Raw genomic sequence first — 24,347 nt, forward strand, 5'->3', positions numbered from 1 at the left:
TTGTCGCCAAGGCTTCAAAATCCGGCCAAATCGTATAAAGGCGCGCGATGCATTTTCTGGATCAGGCCAAGATCTTCGTCCGTTCGGGCGGAGGCGGACCGGGGGCGGTGAGCTTCCGGCGTGAGAAGTTCATTGAGTATGGCGGCCCCGACGGCGGCAATGGCGGCAAGGGCGGGGACATCATCTTCGAAGCCGTCGCCGGCCTCAACACGCTGATCGACTTCCGCTACACCCAGCATTTCCGGGCGCAGCGCGGACATGGCGGCGCGGGTTCGAATCGCACGGGCGCGGGCGGCGACGATCTGGTGATCCAGGTGCCGATCGGCACGCAGATCCTGGCGGACGACGAGGAACGCTCGCTCCTGCTCGACCTCACCCAGAAGGGCCAGCGCGTCACCTTCCTGCGCGGGGGCGACGGCGGGCGCGGCAACGCCACCTACAAGACGTCCACGAACCGCGCCCCGCGCCAGCACGGCACCGGATGGCCGTATGAAGAGGCGTGGGTGTGGCTGCGGCTCAAGCTGCTCGCCGATGCGGGCCTTGTCGGCCTGCCCAATGCCGGCAAATCGACCTTCATCAATCAGGTCACGAACGCGCAGGCGAAGGTGGGCGCCTATGCCTTCACGACCACGCGGCCGCAGTTGGGCGTGGTGCGGCACAAGCAGCGCGAGTTCGTGATCGCCGACATCCCCGGCCTGATCGAAGGCGCGGCGGAGGGCGCGGGGATCGGTGATCGCTTCCTGGGCCATATCGAGCGGTGCCGCGTGCTGCTCCACCTCGTCGACGCGAATGACCCCGATGTCGCGCGCAGCTACCGGATCGTCCGCGACGAGCTGGAGGCTTATGGCGCGGGCCTCGACGAGAAGCAGGTGATCGTCGCGCTCAACAAGATTGACACGCTGGATGACGAGCTGATCGCCGCGCTCTCGGCCGAGCTTGAGGAGGAGAGCGGGGCCGAGGTGATCCCGATTTCGGGCGCAAGCGGCGTGGGCGTCGATTGGGCGCTCGACAAGCTGCTCGAAGCGATCGGGCCGGAGCCCGGCGTGGTCGAGGATGGCGACGAGGGCGAGGACACGATCGAATGGTCGCCGATCTGAGCGGCGCTTCTCGCTTCGCTCCCGCCGCCTGTTCCCGCCTGGTCATCAAGATCGGGTCGGCGTTGCTCGTCGATCCGGACGGGAAGGTGCGGCGTGATTGGCTGGAGGGCGTGGTGGCTGACATCGCCGCGCGCCATGCGGCGGGGCAGCGTATCGCGGTCGTCTCCTCGGGCGCGATCGCGCTGGGGGCACGCCGGCTGAAGCTGCCCAAGGGCGGGCGCGCCAGCCTGGAGGACGCACAGGCGGCCGCGGCGACGGGGCAGATCGCGCTGTCGCACTGCTGGGCCGAACTGCTGGGCGCGAAGGGGCTGACCGCCGCGCAGATCCTGGTGACGCTGGACGACCTTGAGGATCGCCGCCGCTTCCTCAATGCCGCCTCCACGCTCGATCGGCTGCTGAGCCTGGGCGTCGTGCCGGTGATCAACGAGAATGACTCGGTCGCGACCGAGGAGATACGGTTCGGCGACAACGATCGGCTCGCCGCGCGGATCGGGCAGGCGGCGGATGCGCAGGGCGTGATCCTGCTGTCCGACATCGACGGCCTCTACACCGCCAATCCGCACCGTGACCCGGCCGCCAAGCTGGTGCCCGAAGTCGCCCGGATCGATGCGAAGATCCGCGCGATGGCCGATGGCGGTTCGGCGTCGGGCATGGGATCGGGCGGCATGATCTCCAAGCTGGAGGCGGCGCGGATCGCGCAGGCGTCCGGCGCGCACCTCGCGATCATCTCCGGCAAGCGCGATCATCCGCTGGCCGCCTATGACGCCGACGGGCGCGGCACCGTGTTCCTGGGCACCAAATCCGGCTCGGCGCGCAAGGCGTGGCTGGCGGGACGGCTGACGTCGAAGGGGCGCATCGCGGTCGACGCCGGCGCCGCGACCGCGCTGACATCGGGCCGCAGCCTGCTGGCGGCGGGCGCGACCAGCGTCGAGGGCCGCTTCGCGCGCGGCGACGTGATCGACATCGTGGGGGCGGATGGCGCGCTGCTGGCGCGCGGGCTGGCCGAATATGACGCCGCCGATGCCGCCGCGATCGTGGGCAAGCGCCGCGACGAGCATGAGGCGATCCTGGGCTATGCCCCGCGATCCACGATGGTCCACCGCGATCATATGGTGCTCCTGTGAGGATAGCGGTCACCGGCGGCACCGGCTTTCTGGGCGGGCACGTCCTGCGCGTCGCGGCGGAGCGGGGGCATGCGATTGCGGCGCTCACCCGCCGTGCGCAGCTGCCGCGCCCCAATGTCGAATGGGTGCCCGGTACGCTGGAGGATGCCCGCGCGCTGATGGATCTGGTCGAGGGCGCCGACGCGGTGATCCACATTGCGGGCGTGATCAACGCGCCGACGCTGGCCGGCTTCGTCGAAGGCAATGTCACCGGCACGGCGACGCTGGCGACGGCGTGCGAGGGCGTGGGCGTGAAGCGGTTCATCCACGTCTCGTCGCTGTCGGCGCGTGAGCCGGACCTGTCCAACTATGGCTGGTCGAAGGCGGCGTCGGAGGCGATGTTGCGCCAGTCGTCGCTCGACTGGACGATCGTGCGCCCGCCCGCGATCCACGGCCCCGGCGATCGCGAGATGCTGGAGCTGTTCCGGCTGGCGAAGAAGGGGTTTGTGCCGCTGCCCCCGCGCGGCCGCCTGTCGATCATCGCGGCGCAGGATCTGGCACGGCTGCTGATCGATCTGATCACGGCCGGCGAGACGATCGACCAGATGTACGAACCCGATGACGGCGCGGCGACCGGCTATGGCCATCGGGAGTTCGGCAAGATGCTGGGCGAGGCGGTGGGCAATCCCCGCGTGATCGCGCTGCCCGTCCCCCAATTCGCGCTGCGCCTCGGCGCCTTGTATGAAGAGGCGCGGCGCGGCCCGAAGGCCAAGCTGACCCGCGATCGCGTCGCCTATTTCTGCCACCCCGACTGGGTGAGCGCGAAGCGCCCGCCCGCAAGCCTGTGGACCCCCGAACTGCCGGGGCTGGTGGGCCTGAAGGCGACCGCCGAAGCCTATCGCAAAGAGGGCTGGCTCTAGGCTGCTCGCGATACGAGTCGCAGCGTCACGCTGGGGCGCGAAAGTTGTCAAACTTGTCACTACGTCATCGCGGGAAATCAGTCCCCAGTGAGGTTGTTGCGATTCACTTGCAATAAGTGCGATGCCGCCGACAGTGAGAAAGAGCCGATGCGCGGGCGCGCTACGGCAGAATATGTACTCTGTTTGTTCTGGCTTGTCAAGCCATGAGTTGAACTGAGTGCGCTGTTTGTGGGTAATCTCTCGCGTGTTAGTTTTGCCTGAGTAGGGCCTGCCCTACTACCGGGGGAGGTGACGATGGCTATCCGAAATGCGTACTTGGCGCCGGCTGAAAGTCCGCCAACCGAGGTCGAAGTTAAGCGTGCACTGCTGACATTCGACAAAATTTTCATCGCTGATCCTTCCGACCGAGATTTCATCCCCCCGCAATCATTCATGCTCGCGATGGGGATGCCGGCCTTGTTCGGAGGTAAGCTGGGTGGACAAAGCGCCCGTTGTCTCGGCAAGACTCAAAATTATGACAATCGATTTGATGAATTGCTTGAAGTGTTGAAGCCAGCACGCGCGGACGGCTTGATTGATGTGGTTTCGACTTACGACCTTCAGACAGAAAAGCAATTTACAATCGGCGCAGTTTTAATGGGAGATTATTCATTAAACCCGGAATTTATGCTGTGGAGCTATCGGAATGTTGGGCGTGATAATGATGTTCTTGTTGCCGCCGTTAGTGGCGATAAAGAGCTTATGTCGTTGCCTGATGAGCTAATACAGGAACTTGCGGCTCCGAATGGCTGGGCTGATAATAGGATAAATGATGATCCTCAACTGCCAGATTTGCAGGGAAATCTAGAGCGCGAGCAACTGCGGGAGGTGCTATCCCAAATTGCGAGGGGTCGGATTGCCTCGACTATGAAAGCGATTGGATATTGTGCGGCGAAGGATTTGGTGCCGGTATTCGCGGGTGATCAGCCCAGTAGAATTGCAGGGTCTTTTGCGCGCAGGGCGGCAGATGTCATCGACATTGTAGCGGAAGATGATCCGCATTGGCTGTTGCGTAACAGGGTTTTGAACATCGCTCACGGAGAATATCTCAACGAAGAGGTGCTCCAGAAGATGTCGATTGATGACGTTTTGAAGCTACGCACGTCGGCGTGGGGACGGCAGGCCGAAGGAAGAGATGACCTTCTACGCTCTGTAAGCGATCTTGCGAAACTCGGCGGAGATTCCGAGGCGTTTGACAAAACGGTTGCAGATCGGATCAACGATTATCGTTTGCGGTCAGCCGAAGTCGAAAAGCAGCGTAGGGGACTCCAGTTCAAGACGAACTGCGAGCTTGTTAAAGGGACCGCTGGAACGATGAGTTCCATCCTTGTGCCGGGCGCAGCTGCCGGATTCCTGGGGCACATGCAATCTGCAATAGGCGCAGCTACGCTGCTTCTTGCTGGCTGCATGTGGTCGGTTGGGAAAATTCAAGATCGGCGAGAGGCGCGCGAGGCCCTAACTAACGCAGAGGAAGATATCGGCGGTGATATCTGCTTGGGTCTCCACTCATTTTATCACCAGATCGCGCACGCTGTAAAAAGCGATGTTGTTTTCTGATCATGTTTGATCGTGTGAATGTAGTTCATTGCGTGTAGGCCGCGTTGGTGATGCGTTGTCCCTAAATCCCCGCCAACTTCCGTAGCGCCTCGATGCTCTCCGCCTGCTTCACGCCCGCATCGTCGAGTTTGGCCGCGCCCATCTGCGCCAGCCAGTCCTCCGCTTCCGCCATCGACATGAACACGCGCAGGCGGGGGTGGCGTTGGGTGCGGGAGGCTTGTTCGTAATTCTCGGGGCTGCCGACGACGATCGCCGCGTAACCCGTCGTCATCGCCATACCGGCCTGCATGATCGCGACGAATTGTTCGTTCACATCCTCATGCTGGAGCGGGAAATCGAGCGATTCCACGAGGACGTCGAAATCGCCGGTGGTCAGCGCGCCGCGCTGCGCCGCGCTCAGCAGGGCGGCGCCCAGCGCGGGAACGTCCTCCATCTCGTACAGCCCCTCCACGCTGATGCGCAGGATGTTGGCGTCGGCATCGTGAACGAAGCTGAACATCAGTAATTCATCGCGAACTGGCCGACGAACAGCACGAAGCTGAAGATCAGGCCGCCCAGCAGGACGCGATAGGCGTAGCCGAGCAGCCGATACTTCTTGCGCGCGAGGACGCGGCCATTCTGGTAGATATCGTGCGCGAAGGCGGCATAGACGACGTCGCTGTCGCCGACCGAATCCAGGATCATCTGCACATATTGCTCCTCGGTCAGTTGGGTGAAGCTGCCGAAGAACAGCATGTTGGCGGGGCCGTCCGCCTTGGGCGGAACCTTGGTCGAGGGGAGGACCGCCAGCACCGCGAGCAGCGCGGCGACGAAGGCCGATGCGCCGAGGACGAGAAGCGCGAGCGGCGCGCCGCCTTTCGAGTTCACCATGCCGATCGTGATCGTGAAGATCACGAAGGTGGCGCCCATCAGCATGCTCGCCTTCTGATCGGCCATCTGGCTCAACTGATACTGGATCTGCTGGGTGGTGCGCAGCAGGTGGACCGCGTCGGGCGCGAACGTGCCCTTCGGTTTCGGACGTGGCGGTTCGTCGTCGCGGCTCATTTTCATCCCCAGGCCAATCCCCCCGGATTGTTACGCGAACGATGGCACTTCTTTCCCTTTCCGTCACCCCTGCTCCGTCACCCCCGCGAAGGCGGGGGCCTATCCGAAGCTTTCGCTTGCGGAGAGACTGGATGGGTTCCCGCCTTCGCGGGAATGACGGAGAGGGCCGCCCGTCCCCCCAACCTCGTCATTGCGAGCAGAGCGAAGCAATCCAGGCCCGCACGAGAGTATGTCGCGACCCACTCCCGTGCGGGCCTGGATTGCCGCGTCGCCTGCGGCTCCTCGCAATGACGAGGTGGGGAGGCGGGGGCGGATTATATGGCGGAAGGTCGTCTTAGCGCCCCGATCCCGCCGCATTCGCTTGGCAATCCCGGCACGACCATCCTAAAGGACGCCCCATGAGCGACAGAGACGAGATTTTCGAAACGGTGGCCGAGCAGATCGCGCCGTTCAACAAGAAGGGCATCAAGCTCACCGACGCGACGACCTTCGCGGGCGATCTCGAATGGGACAGCCTGACCGTGATGGATTTCGTCGCCGCGATCGAGGACGAGTTCGACATCATCATCACGATGAACATGCAGGCCGAAATCGAAACCGTCGGCCAGCTGGTCGATGCGGTCGCCAAGCTCAAGGACTGACAGAAGCCCGTGGTCGATCTTTTCACGAAATTCGATCCGCTGATCAACGAGCGCGAGGCGCTGCTCGCCACCGGTGTCCGCGATCCTTATGCGATCGTGATGGACAAGGTGCTGTCGCCCACCGAGGCGATGATCAACGGCAAGCGCACCATCCTGCTCGGCACCTATAATTATATGGGGATGACGTTCGATCCGGACGTGATCGCCGCGGGCAAGGCCGCGCTCGACAAATTCGGGTCGGGCACGACGGGCAGCCGCGTTCTGAACGGCACCTATTCGGGCCACAAGGACTGCGAAGACGCGCTCAAGGAATATTATGGCGTCGATCACGCCATCGTCTTTTCGACCGGATATCAGGCCAATCTGGGCATGATTTCCGCGCTGGCGGGCAAGGGGGATTACATCATCCTCGACGCCGACAGCCATGCGTCGATCTATGACGGCTGCGCGATGGGCAAGGCCGAGGTCGTCCGGTTCCGCCACAACAGCGTCGAGGATCTCGACAAGCGTCTGGGCCGCCTGCCTGCGGAGGCCGGCAAGCTGGTGGTGCTGGAAGGCGTCTATTCGATGCTGGGCGATGTCGCGCCGCTGCCGGAGATGGTGGCGGTCGCCAAGAAGCACGGCGCGATGATCCTGTGCGATGAGGCGCACGGCATGGGCTTTTTCGGCCCCAACGGCCGCGGCGTCTATGAAGAGATGGGGTGCGAGAAGGATATCGACTTCGTCGTCGGCACCTTCTCCAAATCGGTCGGCACGGTCGGCGGCTTCTGCGTTTCGAACCATCCGAAGTTCGAAGTGATGCGGCTGGTGTCGCGCCCGTATATCTTCACGGCATCGCTGCCGCCGTCGGTGGTCGCGACCGCCGCGACCTCGATCCGCAAGCTGATGCATGCGGGCGAAAAGCGCGCGCATCTGTGGAAGAATTCGAAGCGGCTCCATCAGGGGCTGCGCGACATGGGCTACAAGCTGGGCACCGAGAGCGCGCAATCGGCGATCATCGCGGTGATCCTGACCGACATGGCGCAGGCCGTGTCGCTGTGGCAGGGCCTGCTGGAGGCGGGGCTTTACGTGAACACGGCCCGCCCGCCCGCGACGCCCGCCGGCATGTTCCTGCTCCGCTGCTCGCTGTGCGCGGAACATACCGACGAGCAGGTCGGCGAGATCCTGGGCATGTTCGAACGCGCAGGGCGCGCGACGGGGGTTATTCCCTGAGCCTTTAAATCCTCCCCCGGAGGGGGAGGGGGACCGCGAAGCGGTGGAGGGGTAGCAAGAGGCTGGGCGTATCGCTGCCGACCAATACCCCTCCGTCAGTCCTTCGGCCTGCCACCTCCCCCTCCGGGGGAGGATCTAGGGCCGCAGTGCCGTTCGTCGAACTCCCTCCAATCCGTACTGGTCCCAAAGCTGGGACGTGCTAAACTGTGCGCATGGCGACATTTTCCCCCGCCGCGATCGATAAGGGACTTCCGCCCGCCCTGTTGCGGCTGGCGGCGGCGATCATCGCGGCGTTGGCGGTGGTGGGGCTGCTGCTCGCGGTCGTCACGATGGTCGCGCGGTCGAATGCCGAACGCGATCTGGCGCTCAAGCGCGAACAGCATAGCCGCGACGTGATGGTGCTCACCCGCTCGCTCGACGCATCGATCGCGCGGGCGGAGGCGGCGCTGGGCCGCTATGTGGTGAGTTCGGATCGGCGCACCGGCACGATCTTCTACGACGAATGGCGCCGTGCGAAGGCGCAGCTCAAGCAGTTGCGCGATCTGACCGCTGACGAACCCGAACAGACCGCTCTGGTCGACCGGCTCGGCAACGTGCTGGCCGATCGCGAGCGCGAGTTGGCGGCGGCGGCGGCCTTCGCGAATGTGAAGAAGGGCTGGTACGCGGTCGGCCAGTTCAGCAAGGCGGGCAGCTCGATCAATGTCGAGCGAATCACGCGCCTGTTGGCCGAGATTGCGGGCAATGAGCGCGAACGGCTGGCCGATCGATCGCAGGCGACGATCTTTTCGGGCGAGCGGGCGAACAATTTCTCGACCTTGCTGTCGGTGCTGGGGCTGGGGATGGTCGCGGCGGCGCTGCTGCTCGGCTGGCTCGCGGCGGCGGCGGCCTCCGGGCGGCGATCGGCCGATGCGCTGGCGGAGGCGGAGGGCGATCGCGCAACCGCGCTCGAAACCGCCGTCGCCGAACGGACGCGCGAACTGCGTGAGGCCAATGCGCAGCTGAAGGAAGAGGCCGAGACGCGCGCCCGCGCCGAGGCGCAGCTAGCGCAGGCGCAGAAGATGGAGGCGGTCGGCCAACTGACCGGCGGCATCGCGCATGATTTCAACAATATGCTCGCGGTCGTCGTCGGCGGGATCGACATGGCGCGGCGCAAGTTCGCGCAAGGGTCTGCCGAAACCGGCCAATATCTCGAAAGCGCGATGGAGGGGGCCGATCGCGCCTCCGCACTCACGCGCCGCCTGCTGTCCTTCGCGCGCGCCGAGCCTTTGCTGCCCGACAGCGTGCAGCCCGATCGGCTGGTGCAGGGGATGACCGACCTGCTCGATCGCACGCTGGGCGAGCGGATCGTGGTGCATACGTCGGCGGGCAGCCGGGTGTGGCCGATCTGGGTCGACCGGCATCAGCTGGAAAATGCGATCCTCAACCTGGCCGTCAACGCGCGCGACGCGATGGAGGGGGAGGGGCGGCTCGACATCGACGTGCGCAATATCAGCGTGGGCGATGGCGAGGCGGTGCCCGCGGGCGATTATGCGCGCATCGCCGTCACCGATACGGGCAGCGGGATGAGCGAGGCGGTGCGCGCCCGCGCCTTCGAACCCTTCTTCACCACCAAGCCGGCGGGCAAGGGGACGGGGCTGGGCCTCAGCCAGATTTTCGGCCTCGTCCGCCAGTCGGGCGGGGATATTCGCATCGAATCCGAACCGGGGCGCGGCACGACGATCTCGCTCTATTTCCCGCGCCACGCGGCGGCGGGCGCGGTGCGGCGCGAACGGACGATCCCGCCGATCGCGACCCTGCCGGGCGGCGGGACGCTCGACGTGCTGATGGTCGAGGATGACAGCCGCGTCCACGCCGCGACCCGCGCCGCGCTCACCGAACTCGGCCACCGCGTCACCGGCTGCGCGAGCGGGCAGGAGGCGCTGGCGCTGCTCGACGGCGCGCTGCGCATCGACCTGTTGATGACCGACGTGATGATGCCTGGGATGACCGGGCCGGAACTGGTCGCCCGCGCGCATGACGTGCGCCCCGACGTCGCGGTTTTGTTCGTCACCGGCTATGTCGGCGAGGCGGGGCAGGCCGACGATTTTGCGGGGCATGAGGTGCTGCGCAAACCCTTCACCGTCGCAGCGCTGGGCGGCGCGATCGACAAGACGATGGCGCGGCAGGTGACGGCGACGCCGGGCGTGGCGGCGGCTTAACCCTTAAAATCCTCCCCCGGAGGGGGAGGGGGACCGGCATAGCCGGTGGAGGGGTATTCGCCACAAACGAAACCTCCGCTGCCGGCCAATACCTCTCCACCATCCTGCGGATGGTCCCCCTCTCCCTCCGGGAGAGGATTATCTGACCGAACCCTTCATCAGCAGCTTGGGCAGCAGGCTGAGTGCGCCGAGGATCGGCCAGCGGCGTTGCCAGGGGCGGATGGTGATGGCGGCGTCGGCGTGGCGGTTGATCTTCCACGCGAGATAATCGATCCCGCCGGCATAGGTTGTCGTCGCCTTGGCAAGGCGGGCGAGGGTGAGCAGCTTGCCGTGGCGCTGGAGCTTCGTCCAACGACGATTGGCCGCCGTCGGCGAAAGGGCATCGGGCACTTCGCCATTCGGGCCGATGCCCCGTCGCGCCGCGATTTGCGATCCAGCCGCCAGGCCGAAGCGTTCGTATCGATCAGGATCGGCATCGACGACGCTATTGTTCCGCCCCTTTCGCTCGGCCCGCAATTCGGCGCCGTAGGTAAGCTGAAAGCCGCGACGCCATACGTCCGCCATCTGATATTCGGTGCCGTGCCCCATCATCGGCATCGTGAGTTCGAACAAGGTGACCGGCGCTTCCGATATCGCCGCCACCGCCGTCGCCCGCGCCGCATCGTCCGCCGCCCACACCAGTCGCGATGGCTGGGCAAAGCGCGCCCACACCGACACGCTCGACGCTTCCGGCCGGTTGAGCGCGGCGAAGTCGGCCTCGCTCAGCACCGCATATTTGGCGACCAGGCCATCATGTTCGAACGGGAAGACGTTGGGCGGGATCTGCTTGTTCGCCCACGCCAGCCAGCCGCCACTATAGGCGCTGCGATAATCCGACACGATCAGATAGAAATCGAGCATCAACCCGTCGAGCCGCGTCTCGCGCAGGCACGATCCGTAGAACAGCACCGCACGCGCGGCGTTCGGGTAGCGCGCGGCGATGGCGGCGGCCATCGCGGCCACGGCGGGTTCGACGGGCAGGGCCAGCTCCTCCGCGACCAGGGCGGAGAGGGGGGATGTCACGAAATCAGGCCGCGAGCTTGACGAACGACACCGGCGCGGTCGGCTTCAGCACCAGCACGCCGCCGGCGACCGGCTGGAAGATTTCGCCGTCGAGAATCACCGACGAACGATCGCCTTCGATCCGGATCTCGTCGCCCTGCTGGATGTGGACACCCTGCATCCGGTTGCGGCCGATCATACCGAACAGGCTGGCGCCCAGCGCACGCAGTAGCGCCATCGGGGTCTGTTCGACCGCGATCATCTGCAGCATGCCGTTGGTGGTGCGGCCGATATCGCTGCCCAGCAGCAAGCGGTGAAGCGTGGTGACGATCAGCACCGCGAACTTCCCCTGCAACTGGCCCTGGCGAACCATCGTCACCTTCATCTGGGTCGCGCGCGGCGGCAGGAAGGCGGCGCGGATGTTGAGCACCAGCGCCATCATCACCGCGATGGCGGTGATGACGTGGCTCAGCCCGTTGGGCAGGCCCAGCGGATAGATCTTGTTGCGGCAATAGAGGATCGAGTCGGCCAGACCCGCACCGCCCAGGAACATGCCCAACACCGGCTTGCCGGTCTCATGCCCCGACAAGGCGATCAGTTCGCGCACGACGACATGATCGCCCATGTCGCTACGGGCGATTTCCAGCACGCGCTTGAGAGCATCGATCGGATCGCCGACCGCGCCCAGATCGAGCGCGATCAGGTTGGTCTTGCCGTTGGGCAGAACCGCGACGGGAGGCGGCGAACCATCAAAATGGCCACCCAGATAGAGTTCGGTCAGCGCCGCCTGCACCGTGCCGTCGCCGCCGTTGACGACCAGCACCTTGGGCTTGACGCGCGCAATGGTGCGCAGCGCCTCACCGATCTGCTCGACGCTTTCGACTTCGTAATGGAAGACTTCGCTATGCTGGGCGCAGAAGCTCCGCACCCGCGGCAACAGATGCTTGTTGCCCGTCGACCGCGGGTTGGACAGGAGCGCGACTTCGACCATCAGCGGCTGGCCATCGCGATCGGGCCGATGGACAGGCCCTTGCGGTACTGCATCGTCACCGGCACGCGCTTCACGCCGTTTTCGGTGTGGATCACGACCTTGTCATAATCGGGCTTGAGCGAGAGCAGCGACAGCTTCGGATTGCGCGAAAAGCCGCCGCCATCGTCCCAGTTCGATTTGCCGCTGCCATCGACATCGTGGCGCACCGCGATCGCATAATCGCCCGTGGCGGGCAGCGCGACGCACACGTCCATCGCGCCATTGGCGCTGACCGGCATTTCGATCCGCTTCATCTTCTTGCCCTTGGCAAGGAAATCGTCGGGGTTCGGACCATAGAGCTGAACCCGCAAATTGCCCGTGCGCGCCTTGAACCCGTCGATGCTGACCAGCAGGGCCGGGGTCTTCGCGCCGGGGGCGCAGGCGGCGGCCTCGGGGCCGAGGATGGCGGCATGCGCGGGAAGGCCCGCGCCGGCGCTACCCGCCAGTGCGATCGCCGCTCCCAATAGTCCGCGTGTAAGTTTCGACATGACCTCTCTACTCCCGGAGGCTATAGCCCGCGCTCGAAGCGCATGGCCGGCACTCGCCTCCATGAGTCGACAGATGGGTCGCGATTGCGGCCAGAACATGGTCAAGAGGCGTCTAAAAGTTGAGATTTGGCACGCTAACCGACCGTTATCTGGCCAAGTTGATCGCCACGCCGCTGATCGCGACGCTCGTGATCGCGGCCATGCTGCTCACGCTCGACAAGATGCTGCGCCTGTTCCAGTTCGTGGTTCAGGAAGGCGGGCCGGTGAGCGTGGTGTGGCGCATGCTCGCCAATCTGATCCCCGAATATATGTCGCTGGGCATCCCGATCGGGCTGATGCTGGGCTGTCTGCTGGCGTTCCGCCGCTTGGCCATGTCGTCCGAACTGGACGTGATGCGCGGGGTGGGCATGGGCTATGTGCGGCTGCTGCGCGTGCCTTATGCCTATGCGATCGCGCTGGCTCTGCTCAATCTGGCGATCGTGGGCTTCATTCAGCCTTATTCGCGCTATGCCTATGAAGGCATTCGTTTCGAACTGCGGTCCGGCGCGCTGGGCGCGTCGATCAAGGTCGGGGAGTTCACCAAGCTCGGCAAGGGCCTGACCGTCCGCATCGAGGACAGCCGCGACGGCGGGCGCGAGCTTTCGGGCATTTTCGTGATGAACGACGGCAAGGACGGAAAGAGCCTGGCCGTCACCGCCGAGCATGGCCAGTTCATGGCCACCGACGATCCCGACACGATCATCCTGCGGCTGCGCAACGGCGTGCTCGTCCACGATGCGCCGGGCTTCAAGGAGCCGCGCGTGCTGAGCTTCGTCGGCCACGATCTGCCGATCGACCTGCCGAAGATGGAGGCGTTCCGCCAGCGCGGCGGCCGCGATCTGGAAATGACGATTCCGGAACTGGCGCGCGTCGCGCATGACGATCGCACGCCGGCCAAGGTGAAATCCGAATATCGCGCCGAATTCCACTTCCGCCTGGTCGAGGTGGCGACGATGTTCCTGCTGCCGATGCTGTCGCTGGCGCTGGCGGTGCCGCCGAAGCGATCCTCGTCCGCGCTGGGCGTGTTCGTGTCGATCGTGCTGCTGGTGACGCAGCACAAGATCAACGAATATGCCGCATCGGTCGCGGCGCTGGGCCGGATCGATCCGCTGATTGCGCTTTGGGTGCCGTTCCTCGCCTTCGGGGCGCTGACATGGTGGATGTTCCGCACGATCGCCTTCGTGCCGGGCGGCCAGCCGATCGGCGCGCTGGAGCGCGTCGCCGACAAGGGGCTCAAGATGCTGATCCGCTGGTTCAAGGCCGTGCGGAGGTATCTGCCGGCATGAAGCTGAACCTCAATTTCTTCACGTCGCGCACGCTCACCTTCTACATGATGCGCATGTTCCTGGTGCGATCGGCGGCGGTGCTGGCGGCGCTGGTGATCGTGCTGATGGCGCTCGATCTGCTCGGGGAATCGGGCGATATCCTCGCCTGGCCGGGCAATGGCGACCATGAATTGTGGGTCTATACGACGTTGCGCGTGCCGCAGATCATCCAGCGATTCCTGCCCTTTGCGGCGCTGCTGGGCACGCTGATCACGCTGGTGACGCTGAACCAGAACAGCGAGATCATCTCGATGAAGGCGGCGGGCGTTTCCGCGCATCAGATCCTCGCGCCGCTCGTGCTGGCGAGCATCGGCGTGGCGGCGTTGAGTTTTGCGTTCAACGAGCGGGTGGTGGCGCGATCGACCGCGACGCTCACCGCGTGGCAGAACGCCAATTACGGGCCGATCCCGGTCGATCGCGGCATCGTCGCGAACGTTTGGGTGCGCGACGGCGACGATCTGGTCCACGCCAACAGCGCCAGCGGGCGCGGGGCAGCGACCCGGCTGGACGGCGTATCGATCTACGATCGCGACGGCGGCACGCTGCTGGCGATCATCAAGGGCGCGCGCGCGATCCAGATTTCGGGCGGCTGGCGCGTGAGCGACGTGACGCGGTTCGACGTGAAGCGCGGCGTGACCGAAAAGCTGCCTTATTTCGATTTCGCCAAGGGCGTGACGCCCGATCGTTTCACGCTGGCGAGCGTCGATCCCAACGCCAAGTCGCTGCCCGCGCTGCGCGACGCGATCGCCGATCTGAACGCCGCGGGGCGGCCGACCGGCACGCTGGAAGCCAATATGTGGCACAAGATTTCGGGGCCGCTGTCGGCGGTGCTGATGCCGCTGCTGGCGGGCGTCGCGGCCTTCGGCCTGGCGCGATCGGGGCGGCTGTTCGTGCGCGCGGTGATCGGCATGGCGCTGGGCTTCGCCTATTTCGTGGCGGACAATTTCGCGCTCGCGATGGGCAATCTGGGCGCCTATCCGCCGATGCTGGCCGCCTGGGCGCCGTTCCTCTTGTTCCTGCTGATCGGCGAAACCGTGCTGATCCGGACGGAGGAGTGACCATTTAATCCTCCCCTGCCAGGGGGAGGTGTCAGCGCAGCTGACGGAGGGGGAGGGCGGCGGCTAACGGGAGGTTTCGTATCCTCCCCCTCCGTCGCCTTCGGCGCCACCTCCCCCTGGCGGGGGAGGATCAGGACATAGGTCGGTCGCAAATCCGCCTTATTGCCAAGCCATTGGCGATGCCCAATATGGAAGCCTGCGCTCACAAGCAGGCGTCGCAAGGAACATCGCGTGAAGCTTTCGAACGCCAAGCCCGCCTTCTGGGCCAAAGAGCACCATCTGGACCGGATGACGCTCAAGCAGCTCTGGGTTGCCTATTTCCAGTACCCCGCGATCATCGGCTATCTGCTGTGCGCGGCTGTCGCGATCGGGCTGTTCTTCGTCTATCCGGCCGCGCCGCTGCCGACGCTGGCGGCGATCGCCGTGTCGATCCTGGTCTATCCGGCGGTCTGGTACTGCCTGCACCGCTGGGTGCTGCACAGCCAGTGGATGTACAAGGTGCCGATGCTGGCCGCGACGTGGAAGCGGATCCATTACGATCACCATCAGGATCCGAACCGTCTGGAGATCCTGTTCGGCGCGCTGCACACCACGCTGCCGACGATCGCGATCGCGACCGCGCCGATCGCTTACCTGATCGGCGGCCCCGGCGCCGCGCTGGCGGCCTTTGCGACCGGGCTGATCACGACCTGCGTGTACGAATTCTTCCACTGCATCCAGCATCTGGCCTACAAGCCGAAGATGAAGTTCATCGTCGCGATGAAGGCGCGCCACATGGCGCATCATTTCCATGACGAACGCGGCAATTTCGGCATCACCAACTACTTCTGGGACCGCCTGTTCGGCACCTATTACGAGAAGATCGAGAAGTCGAAGAAGTCCGAAACGGTGTTCAACCTGGGCTACACGCCCGAGGTGGCCGAGCGTTATCCGTGGGTCGCGCAGCTTTCGGGCGGCGTCGCCACGGGCCATCCGAGCAGCCGCATCCAGCACTGATGCCCCTCAACATCCGTCCCATCAGCACCAAGGCGGACCGCAAGCGGTTCGTCGAGGTCGAGTTTGCGCTCAATGCGGCCGATCCCAACTGGGTGCCGCCGCTGCGCATGGAGGCGCTCGAACTCGTCACGCCGGGGAAGAATCCGTTCTACGAGCATGCCGACCAGCAGCTTTTCCTCGCCGAGCGCGACGGCAAGGCGGTTGGCCGCATTTCGGCGCATATCGACCGTCTGATCCTCACCATGCCGCCCGAACAGGGCGGCGGCCCCGGCATCGGCCAATGGGGCATGCTGGAGGCGGAGAGCGAGGCGGTCGCCCACGCGCTGATCCGCGCGGCGGAGGATTGGCTGCGCGGCATGAACATGACCAGCGTCATGGCGCCGATCAGCAATTCGATGTGGGAAAAGCCCGGCCTGCTCGTCCAGGGGCACGATCATCCGCCGACGGTGGAGATGGGGCACAACAATCCGGCCTATCAGGGCTGGATCGAGGCGCTGGGCTATGGCGGGATCAAGGATCTGCTGACCTACGATCTCGATATCGTCCGCGATTTCCCGCCGCTGGTTCAGCGCATCGTCCAGTCGGGTGAGCGCAATGCGCGCATCCGCATCCGCCGGGTCGACAAATCGAAGTTCGATGAGGAAGCCGCGCTGATCCTGTCGATCCTCAACGATGCCTGGTCGGACAATTGGGGCTTCGTGCCGATCACGCCGAGCGAGATCGAACATACGGGCAAGAAGCTGAAGCCGATCGTGTTCGAGGATCTGATCCGCGTCGCCGAAGTGGATGGCGAACCGGTCGCCTTCATGATGACATGGCCGGACCTGAACGAACTGACCCGCGATCTGAACGGCCGGCTGTTCCCGTTCGGCTGGATCAAGCTGCTCAAGCGCCTGCGTCGCCCACAGGTGCGCACGATGCGCGTGCCGTTGATGGGCGTGGTCAAGAAGCTGCAGGCGACACGCCTCGCCAGCCAGCTCGCCTTCATGATGATCGAATATATCCGCCGCGACGCGGTCGCCAATTTCGGCGCCTCGCGCGGCGAGATCGGCTGGGTGCTGGAGGACAATCAGGGCATGCGCTCGATCGCCGAGACGATCGATAGCAAGGTCAACAAGGTCTATCGGATTTACGCGAAGCCTTTGTAATTACCCCCGTCGTCCCACACATTCGTCATTGCGAGCGTAGCGAAGCAATCCATTCCGCAGTTCGGAGTGGATTGCCGCGTCGCCTTCGGCTTCTCGCAATGACGAGGTGGGGAGGGCGGATTACTCCTTGCCCTTCAACGCCGCCGCCAGACTGGCCGTCGCGCTTCCGCGCTTCGCCGGTTTGGGTTGCGAGGCATCCGGCGACCAGCCGGTCAGATAGACGATCTCGAACCGCTCGCGCAGGCGGCCGTTCGCGTCGGCGTCGGTCGCGAACTTTTCGAACAGGGCGCTCAGCCACGCGCGGGTGAGGGGGCGGCGGTCGCGGTTGGCGAGGATGTTGGTCGCGGCCATCCCGCGCAGGTCGCCGATCAGGCGCAGCGGATCGCCATAGCCGACGTCGATCCGTTCCCCGTCCGCCACCTGCAGATTGAAGCCCGCGCGCGACAGCAGATCGCCAGCCGACCGTATGTCGATCTGCGGATGGATACGGGGCGACACGCTCTCGCCCACCGCCATGTCGGCCGCGAGCGTGGCGGAGCGGAGCCATTCGAGCGTGCCCGCCCCCAGAAACGCGCCGAGGAACAGCCCGTCGGGGCGCAAGGCGCGGCGGATCAGCGAGAGGGCGCCGGGCAGGTCGTTCACCTGATCGAGCACGCCGACCGAGACGATCAGGTCGAAGCTGCCGGGGGCAAAGGCCGGCTGGTCCTCGTCCGCCTGCGTGCCGTCGCTCCACGATGCGAAGCGCGCGCCGGCATCGGCCTGCACGATCGCGCGGCCGGGGGCGGCGAAGCGCAAGGCGACGCGGCCGTCATGGCTGCCGAGGATCAGGACGTTCTTGAACTCGCGCTGCACGGCGGAGAGCCGCTCGGCCAGCTCGTCGGCCATATGATCGATCAGGAAGGCGTGATCGGCGAAGATGCGCGCGGCGCGGTCACGGCGGAGGCGACGCAGCGCGCGGTCGAATATCTCGGGATTGTCCACGCGCGCGCTTGTGCGCCGGGCGGGCGCGGGTGACAAGGTGCGCATGGGGGGCTTGGCGACAATCTGGCGCATAAGCGACGCGGTGGTCCGCTACGCGCTGCCGCCGCGCTGTCCGGGGTGCGGGGTGGTGACGCAGGACGATCACAGCTTCTGCCTCGCCTGCTGGTCGGCGCTCGATTTCCTCGACGGCCCCGCCTGCGCGGCGTGCGGGGAGCCGTTCGAACTGGCGGCCGGACCCGAGGCTCTGTGCGGTGCCTGCCACGCCGATCCGCCGCCGATTTCGGGCATGCGCGCGGCGGTCGCTTATGGGGATACGGCGCGGAAACTGGCGCTGCGGCTCAAATATGGGCGGCGGCCGGGCGTTGCGAAGACGATGGCGGCGCTGATGCGGCGGCATGTGCCGGCCGATGCGCTGCTGGTGCCGGTGCCGCTTCACCGCTGGCGGCTGTGGAGGCGCGGCTATAATCAGGCGGCGCTGATGGCGCGGGCGATCGGGCGCATATCGGGGGCGGAGGTGGCGGTCGACCTGATCGAGCGCCACCGCGCGACGCCTTCGCTGCGCGGCCTCGGCCCCAAGGCGCGGCAGCGCACCGTGCAGGGCGCGTTTGCGGTTCGCGCGGGAGCAAACATCAAGGGGCGCCACATCCTGCTGATCGACGATGTTTATACCACCGGCGCGACCGTCAACGCCTGTGCGCGCACGCTCAAGCGGGCTGGGGCCGGGACGGTCTCCGTCCTGTGCTGGGCGCGCGTGGTGCGCGATGCGGGGGCCGTGCGTTGACATTGCGACCCGCCGACCACAATTCGGCGGAAAGTAAGGAACACATTATGGCCAAGGTCGAAATCTACACCAAGCAGTACTGCCCCTATTGCACGCGCGCGAAGGCGCTGCTGAGTCAGAAGGGCGTCGACTTCGAGGAATATGACATCAGCATGGGCGGGCCGAAGCGCGCCGAGATGCTGGAGCGGTCGAACGGTGGCAGCACCGTGCCGCAGATCTTCGTCAACGATCAGCATCTGGGCGGTTGCGACGACATCGTCGCGCTCGATCGCCAGGGCAAGCTCGATCCGCTGCTGGCCGCATAAGATGCGCGCCGCCGTCCTCCAGATGCGATCGGGGATCGATCCGATCGCGAATGCGCGCACGATCGTCGATGCGATCGGCGAAGCGAAGGCGGGCGGCGCGGCGATGCTGTTCACCCCCGAAATGTCGGGCCTGCTCGATCGCGACCGCAAGCGCGCGGCGGGGCACCTGCATGTCGAGGGCGAGGATGAGGTGCTGGCGCATGTGCGCGCGGCGGCGGCCAAGGCGGGGCTGTGGGTGCATATCGGCAGCCTTGCGCTGAAGGGCGGGGATGACGGGCGCCTCGTCAATCGCGGCTTCGTGATCGACGATAAGGGCGCGATCCGCGGGCGATACGACAAGATCCACCTGTTCGACGTCGATCTGCCGACGGGCGAAAGCTGGCGCGAGAGCGCGGCCTATGCGCCGGGCGATCGCACGGTGCTGGCGACGACGCCGTGGGGCGAACTGGGCCTGTCGATCTGTTACGACATGCGCTTCCCCGATCTCTATCGCGCGCTCAGCAATGCGGGTGCGAAGATGCTGGCGGTGCCGGCGGCGTTCACCGTGCCGACGGGCAAGGCGCACTGGCACGTCCTCCTGCGCGCCCGCGCGATCGAGGCGGGATCATTCGTCATCGCTTCGGCGCAAGCCGGCTTGCATGAGGACGGCAGAGAGACTTACGGGCATTCGCTGGTGGTCGATCCCTGGGGGGAGATACTGCTCGACATGGGGGACGAGATCGGCGTGGGCTATGCCGAGATCGACATGGCGAAGCTGGAGGACGTCCGCGCGCGGGTTCCCGCGCTCGCGCATCGCCGGCCGATCGCCGCGGTGGAGAAGATGGCGTGATCGTTTTCGACCTGCAGTGCGCGCAGGATCATGTGTTCGAAATCTGGTTCGGATCGTCGGACGACTATGAACGGCAAAAGGCGCGCGGGCTTGTGACCTGCCCCTATTGCGGATCGGACAAGGTCGAAAAGGCGGTAATGGCGCCGCGCGTCGGCGCGAAGGGCAATCAGCGCGCGGAGGTGGTGCCGGCCGACGCCTCCGTCCCGATGGCGGGCGGCGCGATCGATCCGGCGCAGCACAAGGCGATGATGGCGGCGCTGGCGAAGGTGCAGGCCAAGATGCTCGAAGGATCGGACAATGTCGGCGATCGCTTCGCCGACGAAGCCCGCGCGATGCATCTGGGCGAGGCCGACGCCCGCCCGATCCACGGGCGGGCTTCGCTGGAGGATGCCCGTGCGCTGGTGGAGGAGGGGGTGCCGGTTGCACCGCTGCCGCTGCCGGTGAGCGATCCGGGCAAGGTGAATTGATCCGATAGAACCTCCCCGGAACGGGGAGGGGGACCATGCGCAGCATGGTGGAGGGGTTGGCGCGACACCTCTTGTTCAGGATTACCCCACCACCACGCCTTCGGCGCGGTCCCCCTCCCCGTTCCGGGGAGGTCTTAGGGGGTTACGCAAACAACCGCGCATGTTCGTCGAACTTGCCGCGCGCCAGCAGGTCGGCCTGTTCGCGCCAGCGTTCCTCGGCGATTTCGCCGCGTTCGAGGCCCAGGCGGGCTTCGAGATCGGCTTCGTCGGCGGCGCTCAGCGCGAGGATGTCCTTGTAGCGATAGATACCCAGATCGTTCAGCCGCTGTTCGCCGCCGCGGCCGACGCCGAAGATCAGCGAGAGATCGTCGCGCTGGCCAGAGGCCGCGGCGGCGATCGATCCGGCGGTGGCCGACGTGACGGGCGCGACTGCGGGGGCTGCGACCGCGCGATCCCGATCCCGCTCGAGTTCGGCGATGCGCGCGTCCTGCGCGGCGCGTTCCTTTTCGAGCAACGCGAGGCGATCGGACTGCGCCTGATGCGCGGCGAGGCGATCTTCATAGGTCGCCTGCTGCTTTTCCAGTTCGATCCGCCGATCGCGTTCGGCCAGATAGCCCTGCTTCCACTTGCGCCCGCCGGCCATCGTGAACAGGCCCAGCAGCCAGCCGAGGATCAGGACGAGACCGATGATCGCCCACTGGTTGGTCGAGAATTCGAACACGCCTTAGACATCCCTGAAAGTTGCTGCACCGCAACGAATGGGAGGCGTTAAGGGTTCCCGAGTCCCATTAATGGAACATGTTGTCGCTGATCGAGCAGGCGGCAGGGCCGAGGATGACGATGAACAGCACCGGCAGGATGAACATGATCAGCGGAACGGTCATGATCGCGGGCAGGCGCGCGGCCTTTTCTTCGGCCTTCATCATGCGTTCGTGGCGGAATTCGGCCGAGAGGACGCGGAGGGCAGCCGCGAGCGGGGTGCCGTATTTCTCGGTCTGCACCATCGTGGTCACGACGCCGCGGATCGATTCGAGGTTCACGCGCTTGGCGAGGTTCTCGAACGCCATGCGCCGATCGGTGAGGAAGCCCAATTCGATCGCGGTCAGCGCGAATTCGTCGCCCAGTTCGGGATAAGCCTTGCTCAGTTCGCGCGCGACGCGGTTGAACGCCATGTCGACGGTCAGGCCGGCTTCGGCGCAGATCACCATCAGATCGAGCGCGTCGGGAAGCGCCTTGCGGATTTCCTTCTGACGCTTGGTGATCAGGTTCTTCACATAGATGTCGGGCGCCTTGTAGCTGAGCACCAGCGAACCCGCGACGATCATATATTTCTTGAAGGCCGAAGCTTCCGGAAACCAGTTGAGCAGATAGACGCCGATCGCCGCGGTGCCGCCGATCAGGATCGGGGCGACCAGACGAAAGAAGATGACCGTGATCGCCGCATCCTTCGTGCGGATACCCGCGCGCGACAGATTGAGCGCCGCATCCTTGAGCTGCGTATCCTGCAGCATCTTCATCGAACCCAGGACCGACTTCATCCAGTCGATCTTGGCGTTCTTCTGCTCCAGCTTGGCGCGGCGGCGCGTCTTGGAGGCGGCGACGCCGGCCTTCAGCTGTTCGCGGCGATCGTTGAGCGCCTTCACGCGGCGCGCCATCGGATCGCGCGCGAAGGTTTTCACCATCGAATGGCCCAGGATCAGGACGACGACGGCGGTGGCCAGCGCCATGCCGATCGAAATGACCGTATGGTAGAAAGCGGCATCGGGGGCGTGCGGGCTCATCGCGTCAGATCTCGAAGTTGATCATTTCGCGCATGATGAACGCGCCGATGGACATCCAGACGAGGCCCACGCCACCCGCGATCATCAGCCGCGTGTCGTGGAAGAAACCGCCCATATAGGCGGGGCTGATGAAGCTGATCAGGCCGAACACGACGAAGGGCAAAGCGCCGATGATATAGGCGGACGCCTTCGATTCGGACGACATCGCCGAAATCTTCAGCTTCATCTGCATGCGCTTGCGCAGCACGTCGGCCAGGTTGCTGAGCGTCTCGGCCAGATTGCCGCCGGTCTCGCGCTGGATCGCCAGCGTGATGACGAAGAACTGGAATTCGGCGGTGCCGATCCGGTCCGCCGTATCCTGCAACGCGCCTTCGAGCGTGCGGCCGATCTTCATGCGATCGGCGACGGTGCGGAATTCCTCGCCTACCGGGCCGTCGATTTCGGAGCCGACGGCGCCGATCGTCTCGGAAATGGGCAGGCCGGCGCGCAGGCCGCGGACCAGCAGCTCGATCGCGTCGGGAAAGCGGCTGATGAACCCGTTCAGCCGGCGCTTGACCAGCGAGGTCAGCACCATGCGCGGGATCGCAAGGCCGATCGCGGCGCCGAGCATCAGCGCCATCAGGAAGGGGAAGCCATAGGCCCAGAGCAGCACGAAGGGCACGAAGCCCGCCGCGGCCGAGACGATGTAGAATTGCTTGGGCGTCCAATCCTTGCCCGCCGCATCGATGCGCAGGGCGAGGTCGGCGGGGCCGGGGACGAGGCTGGCGAACAGCGAACCCTGCCGCGCGGCCAGCGCAGCGCGGCTCGACAGGAGCTTGCGCACCTGTTCGCTGACCACGGCTTCACCGGCGGTGGCGTGGCGCGACTTGATCGATGCGAGCCGTCGCGCCTTGGCGCGCGCCGACGCAGGCCGCGCGATCGCCCAGGCGACGGCGAGCATGCTCGTCATCAGGAAGGTGAAGATGAGGAGGGTGGTCACCCTATGCGCGCCTCAGCCGTCCGCTTACTTCTTCACGCCCGAAGGCTTGGCCTTGAAGATCGTCACCAGCTCATCGAGCAGCGACGCCTTCTTGGTTTCGGCGGTGTCGTCCTCGGTGACGAGTTCGAGCAGCTTCTTGGCGATCTGGCCGATGCCCTGGCCCAGCTTCGACGATTTGCCGGCGTCGGCGATCGACTTGCCGAGCTTGGCGGCATTGACGACCTGCTTGTGATCATAGGGCAGCAGGAAATCGACCGAGCGTTCGATCGAGCTTTCGAAATCCTTGCGGCTGATCTCGGTCAGGCTGGGCGCGACCTTGTTGGCGACGATCAGCACGCCGGCCTGCGGCGCGTTGGTCTTCAGCCACGCAAGGATGCGGATCGTGTCGCGGGTCGCCGCCAGCGTCAGATCGACCACTAGCACCACCGACTGCACGTCGTGGAACAGGTGCGGATGCTGGATCATCATGTGGCGGGGAATGTCGACGACGGTGCATTCGAACGCCGCCTTCATTTCCTCCTGAAGCTGATAATAAGCCTGTCCGTCGGTGACGATCGGATTGCCGATCGGCGCTTCGGCCGAAAGGACCGCCAGCTTGTCGTTCGCCTTCACCAGCGCGCGTTCGAGGAACAGGCCGTCGATGCGCGCGGGATTGTCGATCGCGTCGGTGAGGCCACGGCCCGGCTCGAGATCGAGCGAGAGCGCGCCAGTGCCGAAATGGACGTCGAGGTCGAGCAGGGCGGTCGAATGGCCGCCGGTTTCGCCCATCAGCCACGCAAGCGAGCTGGCGACCGTCGACGCGCCGACGCCGCCGCGCACGCCGATCACCGCGGTCATCAGGTGGATGCGGATATCGTCCGCGCTGCCGTGGCGCGGGCCCATCAGCATCATCTGTGCGGTGGCGAAACTGTCACGCACCTGATCGGCGGTGAAGGGCTTGAGCAGATAATCCTGAATGCCGCTGTTCAGCAGTTCGCGATACATGCGGACATCGTTGATCGCGCCGCACGCGATCACGGCGGTGCCGGGTTCGCATACTTCGGCCAGCGCGTTGATATCGCCCAGCGGATCGGCGCAATCGGACAAGTCGACGAACAGGATCGTCGGGCTGGCCGATACCGACAGCGACTGGATCGCCGTGCGAATGCCGCCCTTGGACACCGATTCCGGCGGCCAGCCGAGTTCGAAGGCGAGCGGCTTGAGCAGTTCGGCCGACAGATCGTCGCAGACATAGGCCGCGAACGGGTGCCGGGTCGCTGCGGCCGTCGGGTTGAAGGGCGCGTTCATA

Annotated in this window: 25 protein-coding genes; 15 read left to right on the forward strand and 10 right to left on the reverse strand. The window is 65.4% G+C overall.

Going from position 1 to position 24,347, the window contains the following annotated elements; translation table 11 throughout:
• Nucleotides 1-47: 47 nt before the first annotated feature.
• The 4 genes from obgE to EOD43_RS05460 all read left to right on the forward strand — a co-directional run bounded on the left by obgE (nucleotide 48) and on the right by EOD43_RS05460 (nucleotide 4,716).
• Nucleotides 48-1,097 carry a GTPase ObgE gene (gene obgE, locus EOD43_RS05445; protein ID WP_127741818.1) on the forward strand — a complete coding sequence of 350 codons (1,050 nt, stop codon included), beginning with the start codon at nucleotides 48-50 and terminating at the stop codon, nucleotides 1,095-1,097.
• On the forward strand, nucleotides 1,082-2,221 hold the full coding sequence (proB, locus tag EOD43_RS05450; RefSeq protein ID WP_127741819.1) for a glutamate 5-kinase: 1,140 nt from the start codon (nucleotides 1,082-1,084) through the stop codon (nucleotides 2,219-2,221). Before obgE ends, proB begins: the two co-directional genes overlap by 16 nt.
• Nucleotides 2,218-3,120, forward strand: coding sequence for an SDR family oxidoreductase (locus EOD43_RS05455; RefSeq protein ID WP_127741821.1), 903 nt, complete (start codon nucleotides 2,218-2,220; stop codon nucleotides 3,118-3,120). Before proB ends, EOD43_RS05455 begins: the two co-directional genes overlap by 4 nt.
• 294 nt (nucleotides 3,121-3,414) lie before the next feature.
• Nucleotides 3,415-4,716, forward strand: a complete 1,302-nt coding sequence (locus tag EOD43_RS05460; RefSeq protein ID WP_127741823.1) for a hypothetical protein — start codon at nucleotides 3,415-3,417, stop codon at nucleotides 4,714-4,716.
• A gap of 61 nt (nucleotides 4,717-4,777) precedes the next feature.
• Here the strand turns inward: EOD43_RS05460 and EOD43_RS05465 are convergent, their stop codons facing one another.
• Both EOD43_RS05465 and EOD43_RS05470 read right to left on the reverse strand, forming a co-directional pair.
• Nucleotides 4,778-5,215: a hypothetical protein gene (locus EOD43_RS05465; protein ID WP_127741825.1), complete on the reverse strand. Its 438-nt coding sequence runs from the start codon at nucleotides 5,213-5,215 to the stop codon at nucleotides 4,778-4,780.
• A complete protein-coding gene (locus EOD43_RS05470; RefSeq protein ID WP_127741827.1) occupies nucleotides 5,215-5,760 on the reverse strand; it encodes a Pycsar system effector family protein in 546 nt (181 codons plus the stop codon). Before EOD43_RS05470 ends, EOD43_RS05465 begins: the two co-directional genes overlap by 1 nt.
• A gap of 398 nt (nucleotides 5,761-6,158) precedes the next feature.
• Here EOD43_RS05470 and EOD43_RS05475 point away from each other — a divergent pair, with 398 nt between their 5' ends.
• The 3 genes from EOD43_RS05475 to EOD43_RS05485 all read left to right on the forward strand — a co-directional run bounded on the left by EOD43_RS05475 (nucleotide 6,159) and on the right by EOD43_RS05485 (nucleotide 9,811).
• Nucleotides 6,159-6,401 (forward strand): acyl carrier protein, encoded by a 243-nt coding sequence (locus EOD43_RS05475; RefSeq protein WP_127741829.1) that lies wholly within the window; start codon nucleotides 6,159-6,161, stop codon nucleotides 6,399-6,401.
• Between the two features lie 9 nt (nucleotides 6,402-6,410).
• Entirely contained in the window at nucleotides 6,411-7,613 is a 1,203-nt protein-coding gene (spt, locus tag EOD43_RS05480; protein ID WP_127741831.1) for a serine palmitoyltransferase, read from the forward strand.
• Between the two features lie 212 nt (nucleotides 7,614-7,825).
• Complete coding sequence (locus tag EOD43_RS05485) at nucleotides 7,826-9,811, forward strand: ATP-binding protein (protein ID WP_127741833.1); 1,986 nt, start codon at nucleotides 7,826-7,828, stop codon at nucleotides 9,809-9,811.
• A gap of 138 nt (nucleotides 9,812-9,949) precedes the next feature.
• Here the strand turns inward: EOD43_RS05485 and EOD43_RS05490 are convergent, their stop codons facing one another.
• The 3 genes from EOD43_RS05490 to EOD43_RS05500 are packed head-to-tail and all read right to left on the reverse strand — an operon-like array spanning nucleotide 9,950 to nucleotide 12,370.
• Nucleotides 9,950-10,873, reverse strand: coding sequence for a hypothetical protein (locus tag EOD43_RS05490; RefSeq protein ID WP_127741835.1), 924 nt, complete (start codon nucleotides 10,871-10,873; stop codon nucleotides 9,950-9,952).
• Between the two features lie 4 nt (nucleotides 10,874-10,877).
• Nucleotides 10,878-11,843, reverse strand: coding sequence for a diacylglycerol/lipid kinase family protein (locus EOD43_RS05495; RefSeq protein WP_127741837.1), 966 nt, complete (start codon nucleotides 11,841-11,843; stop codon nucleotides 10,878-10,880).
• Nucleotides 11,843-12,370 (reverse strand): DUF2141 domain-containing protein, encoded by a 528-nt coding sequence (locus tag EOD43_RS05500; protein ID WP_127741839.1) that lies wholly within the window; start codon nucleotides 12,368-12,370, stop codon nucleotides 11,843-11,845. Before EOD43_RS05500 ends, EOD43_RS05495 begins: the two co-directional genes overlap by 1 nt.
• Nucleotides 12,371-12,489: 119 nt before the next feature.
• On the opposite strand from EOD43_RS05500, the gene lptF reads away from it, so the two are divergent.
• The 4 genes from lptF (at nucleotide 12,490) to EOD43_RS05520 (ending at nucleotide 16,936) form a co-directional block, all read left to right on the forward strand.
• Nucleotides 12,490-13,695 carry an LPS export ABC transporter permease LptF gene (lptF, locus tag EOD43_RS05505; RefSeq protein ID WP_127741841.1) on the forward strand — a complete coding sequence of 402 codons (1,206 nt, stop codon included), beginning with the start codon at nucleotides 12,490-12,492 and terminating at the stop codon, nucleotides 13,693-13,695.
• 2 nt (nucleotides 13,696-13,697) lie between these two features.
• A complete protein-coding gene (gene lptG, locus EOD43_RS05510; RefSeq protein WP_127744637.1) occupies nucleotides 13,698-14,792 on the forward strand; it encodes an LPS export ABC transporter permease LptG in 1,095 nt (364 codons plus the stop codon).
• A 288-nt stretch (nucleotides 14,793-15,080) separates the two neighbouring features.
• A complete protein-coding gene (locus EOD43_RS05515; RefSeq protein ID WP_127744638.1) occupies nucleotides 15,081-15,788 on the forward strand; it encodes a sterol desaturase family protein in 708 nt (235 codons plus the stop codon).
• Nucleotides 15,788-16,936: an N-acetyltransferase gene (locus tag EOD43_RS05520; protein WP_127741842.1), complete on the forward strand. Its 1,149-nt coding sequence runs from the start codon at nucleotides 15,788-15,790 to the stop codon at nucleotides 16,934-16,936. Before EOD43_RS05515 ends, EOD43_RS05520 begins: the two co-directional genes overlap by 1 nt.
• A gap of 120 nt (nucleotides 16,937-17,056) precedes the next feature.
• On the opposite strand, the gene EOD43_RS05525 is transcribed toward EOD43_RS05520, so the two are convergent.
• Nucleotides 17,057-17,962: a methyltransferase domain-containing protein gene (locus tag EOD43_RS05525; protein WP_127741844.1), complete on the reverse strand. Its 906-nt coding sequence runs from the start codon at nucleotides 17,960-17,962 to the stop codon at nucleotides 17,057-17,059.
• On the opposite strand from EOD43_RS05525, the gene EOD43_RS05530 reads away from it, so the two are divergent.
• The 4 genes from EOD43_RS05530 to EOD43_RS05545 are packed head-to-tail and all read left to right on the forward strand — an operon-like array spanning nucleotide 17,961 to nucleotide 20,299.
• Nucleotides 17,961-18,698 (forward strand): ComF family protein, encoded by a 738-nt coding sequence (locus EOD43_RS05530; protein WP_127741846.1) that lies wholly within the window; start codon nucleotides 17,961-17,963, stop codon nucleotides 18,696-18,698. The genes EOD43_RS05525 and EOD43_RS05530 overlap by 2 nt on opposite strands.
• Nucleotides 18,699-18,745: 47 nt before the next feature.
• The gene (grxC, locus tag EOD43_RS05535) at nucleotides 18,746-19,003 is read left to right on the forward strand and encodes a glutaredoxin 3 (protein WP_127741848.1); all 258 of its coding nucleotides are present in this window, start codon (nucleotides 18,746-18,748) and stop codon (nucleotides 19,001-19,003) included.
• 1 nt (nucleotide 19,004) lies between these two features.
• The gene (locus EOD43_RS05540; RefSeq protein WP_127741850.1) at nucleotides 19,005-19,832 is read left to right on the forward strand and encodes a carbon-nitrogen hydrolase family protein; all 828 of its coding nucleotides are present in this window, start codon (nucleotides 19,005-19,007) and stop codon (nucleotides 19,830-19,832) included.
• On the forward strand, nucleotides 19,829-20,299 hold the full coding sequence (locus EOD43_RS05545) for a DUF1178 family protein (RefSeq protein WP_127741852.1): 471 nt from the start codon (nucleotides 19,829-19,831) through the stop codon (nucleotides 20,297-20,299). Before EOD43_RS05540 ends, EOD43_RS05545 begins: the two co-directional genes overlap by 4 nt.
• Nucleotides 20,300-20,441: 142 nt before the next feature.
• On the opposite strand, the gene EOD43_RS05550 is transcribed toward EOD43_RS05545, so the two are convergent.
• From EOD43_RS05550 to EOD43_RS05565, 4 genes are all read right to left on the reverse strand, one after another.
• Nucleotides 20,442-21,020 (reverse strand): hypothetical protein, encoded by a 579-nt coding sequence (locus EOD43_RS05550; RefSeq protein ID WP_127741854.1) that lies wholly within the window; start codon nucleotides 21,018-21,020, stop codon nucleotides 20,442-20,444.
• A gap of 67 nt (nucleotides 21,021-21,087) precedes the next feature.
• Complete coding sequence (locus EOD43_RS05555) at nucleotides 21,088-22,080, reverse strand: type II secretion system F family protein (protein ID WP_127741856.1); 993 nt, start codon at nucleotides 22,078-22,080, stop codon at nucleotides 21,088-21,090.
• Nucleotides 22,081-22,084: 4 nt separating this feature from the next.
• On the reverse strand, nucleotides 22,085-23,029 hold the full coding sequence (locus tag EOD43_RS05560; RefSeq protein WP_127744639.1) for a type II secretion system F family protein: 945 nt from the start codon (nucleotides 23,027-23,029) through the stop codon (nucleotides 22,085-22,087).
• A 54-nt stretch (nucleotides 23,030-23,083) separates the two neighbouring features.
• Nucleotides 23,084-24,346, reverse strand: coding sequence for a pilus assembly protein CpaE (locus EOD43_RS05565; RefSeq protein WP_127741858.1), 1,263 nt, complete (start codon nucleotides 24,344-24,346; stop codon nucleotides 23,084-23,086).
• Nucleotide 24,347 lies beyond the last annotated feature (1 nt).

It is taken from the genome of Sphingomonas crocodyli, assembly GCF_004005865.1.
GTDB classification, from domain to species: Bacteria; Pseudomonadota; Alphaproteobacteria; order Sphingomonadales; family Sphingomonadaceae; genus Rhizorhabdus; species Rhizorhabdus crocodyli.

What these genes read in the sequence shown, in the direction of transcription:
- EOD43_RS05555 (WP_127741856.1), bottom strand. Translation starts at nt 22,080, where the DNA reads ATGAGCCCGCACGCCCCCGATGCCGCTTTCTACCATACGGTCATTTCG.
- EOD43_RS05525 (WP_127741844.1), bottom strand. Translation starts at nt 17,962, where the DNA reads ATGCGCACCTTGTCACCCGCGCCCGCCCGGCGCACAAGCGCGCGCGTG.
- EOD43_RS05475 (WP_127741829.1), top strand. Translation starts at nt 6,159, where the DNA reads ATGAGCGACAGAGACGAGATTTTCGAAACGGTGGCCGAGCAGATCGCG.
- EOD43_RS05460 (WP_127741823.1), top strand. Translation starts at nt 3,415, where the DNA reads ATGGCTATCCGAAATGCGTACTTGGCGCCGGCTGAAAGTCCGCCAACC.
- grxC (WP_127741848.1), top strand. Translation starts at nt 18,746, where the DNA reads ATGGCCAAGGTCGAAATCTACACCAAGCAGTACTGCCCCTATTGCACG.
- EOD43_RS05500 (WP_127741839.1), bottom strand. Translation starts at nt 12,370, where the DNA reads ATGTCGAAACTTACACGCGGACTATTGGGAGCGGCGATCGCACTGGCG.
- EOD43_RS05565 (WP_127741858.1), bottom strand. Translation starts at nt 24,346, where the DNA reads ATGAACGCGCCCTTCAACCCGACGGCCGCAGCGACCCGGCACCCGTTC.
- EOD43_RS05515 (WP_127744638.1), top strand. Translation starts at nt 15,081, where the DNA reads ATGACGCTCAAGCAGCTCTGGGTTGCCTATTTCCAGTACCCCGCGATC.
- EOD43_RS05530 (WP_127741846.1), top strand. Translation starts at nt 17,961, where the DNA reads ATGGGGGGCTTGGCGACAATCTGGCGCATAAGCGACGCGGTGGTCCGC.
- EOD43_RS05520 (WP_127741842.1), top strand. Translation starts at nt 15,788, where the DNA reads ATGCCCCTCAACATCCGTCCCATCAGCACCAAGGCGGACCGCAAGCGG.
- EOD43_RS05470 (WP_127741827.1), bottom strand. Translation starts at nt 5,760, where the DNA reads ATGAGCCGCGACGACGAACCGCCACGTCCGAAACCGAAGGGCACGTTC.
- obgE (WP_127741818.1), top strand. Translation starts at nt 48, where the DNA reads ATGCATTTTCTGGATCAGGCCAAGATCTTCGTCCGTTCGGGCGGAGGC.
- EOD43_RS05465 (WP_127741825.1), bottom strand. Translation starts at nt 5,215, where the DNA reads ATGTTCAGCTTCGTTCACGATGCCGACGCCAACATCCTGCGCATCAGC.
- EOD43_RS05495 (WP_127741837.1), bottom strand. Translation starts at nt 11,843, where the DNA reads ATGGTCGAAGTCGCGCTCCTGTCCAACCCGCGGTCGACGGGCAACAAG.
- EOD43_RS05560 (WP_127744639.1), bottom strand. Translation starts at nt 23,029, where the DNA reads ATGACGAGCATGCTCGCCGTCGCCTGGGCGATCGCGCGGCCTGCGTCG.
- EOD43_RS05540 (WP_127741850.1), top strand. Translation starts at nt 19,005, where the DNA reads ATGCGCGCCGCCGTCCTCCAGATGCGATCGGGGATCGATCCGATCGCG.
- proB (WP_127741819.1), top strand. Translation starts at nt 1,082, where the DNA reads ATGGTCGCCGATCTGAGCGGCGCTTCTCGCTTCGCTCCCGCCGCCTGT.
- EOD43_RS05485 (WP_127741833.1), top strand. Translation starts at nt 7,826, where the DNA reads ATGGCGACATTTTCCCCCGCCGCGATCGATAAGGGACTTCCGCCCGCC.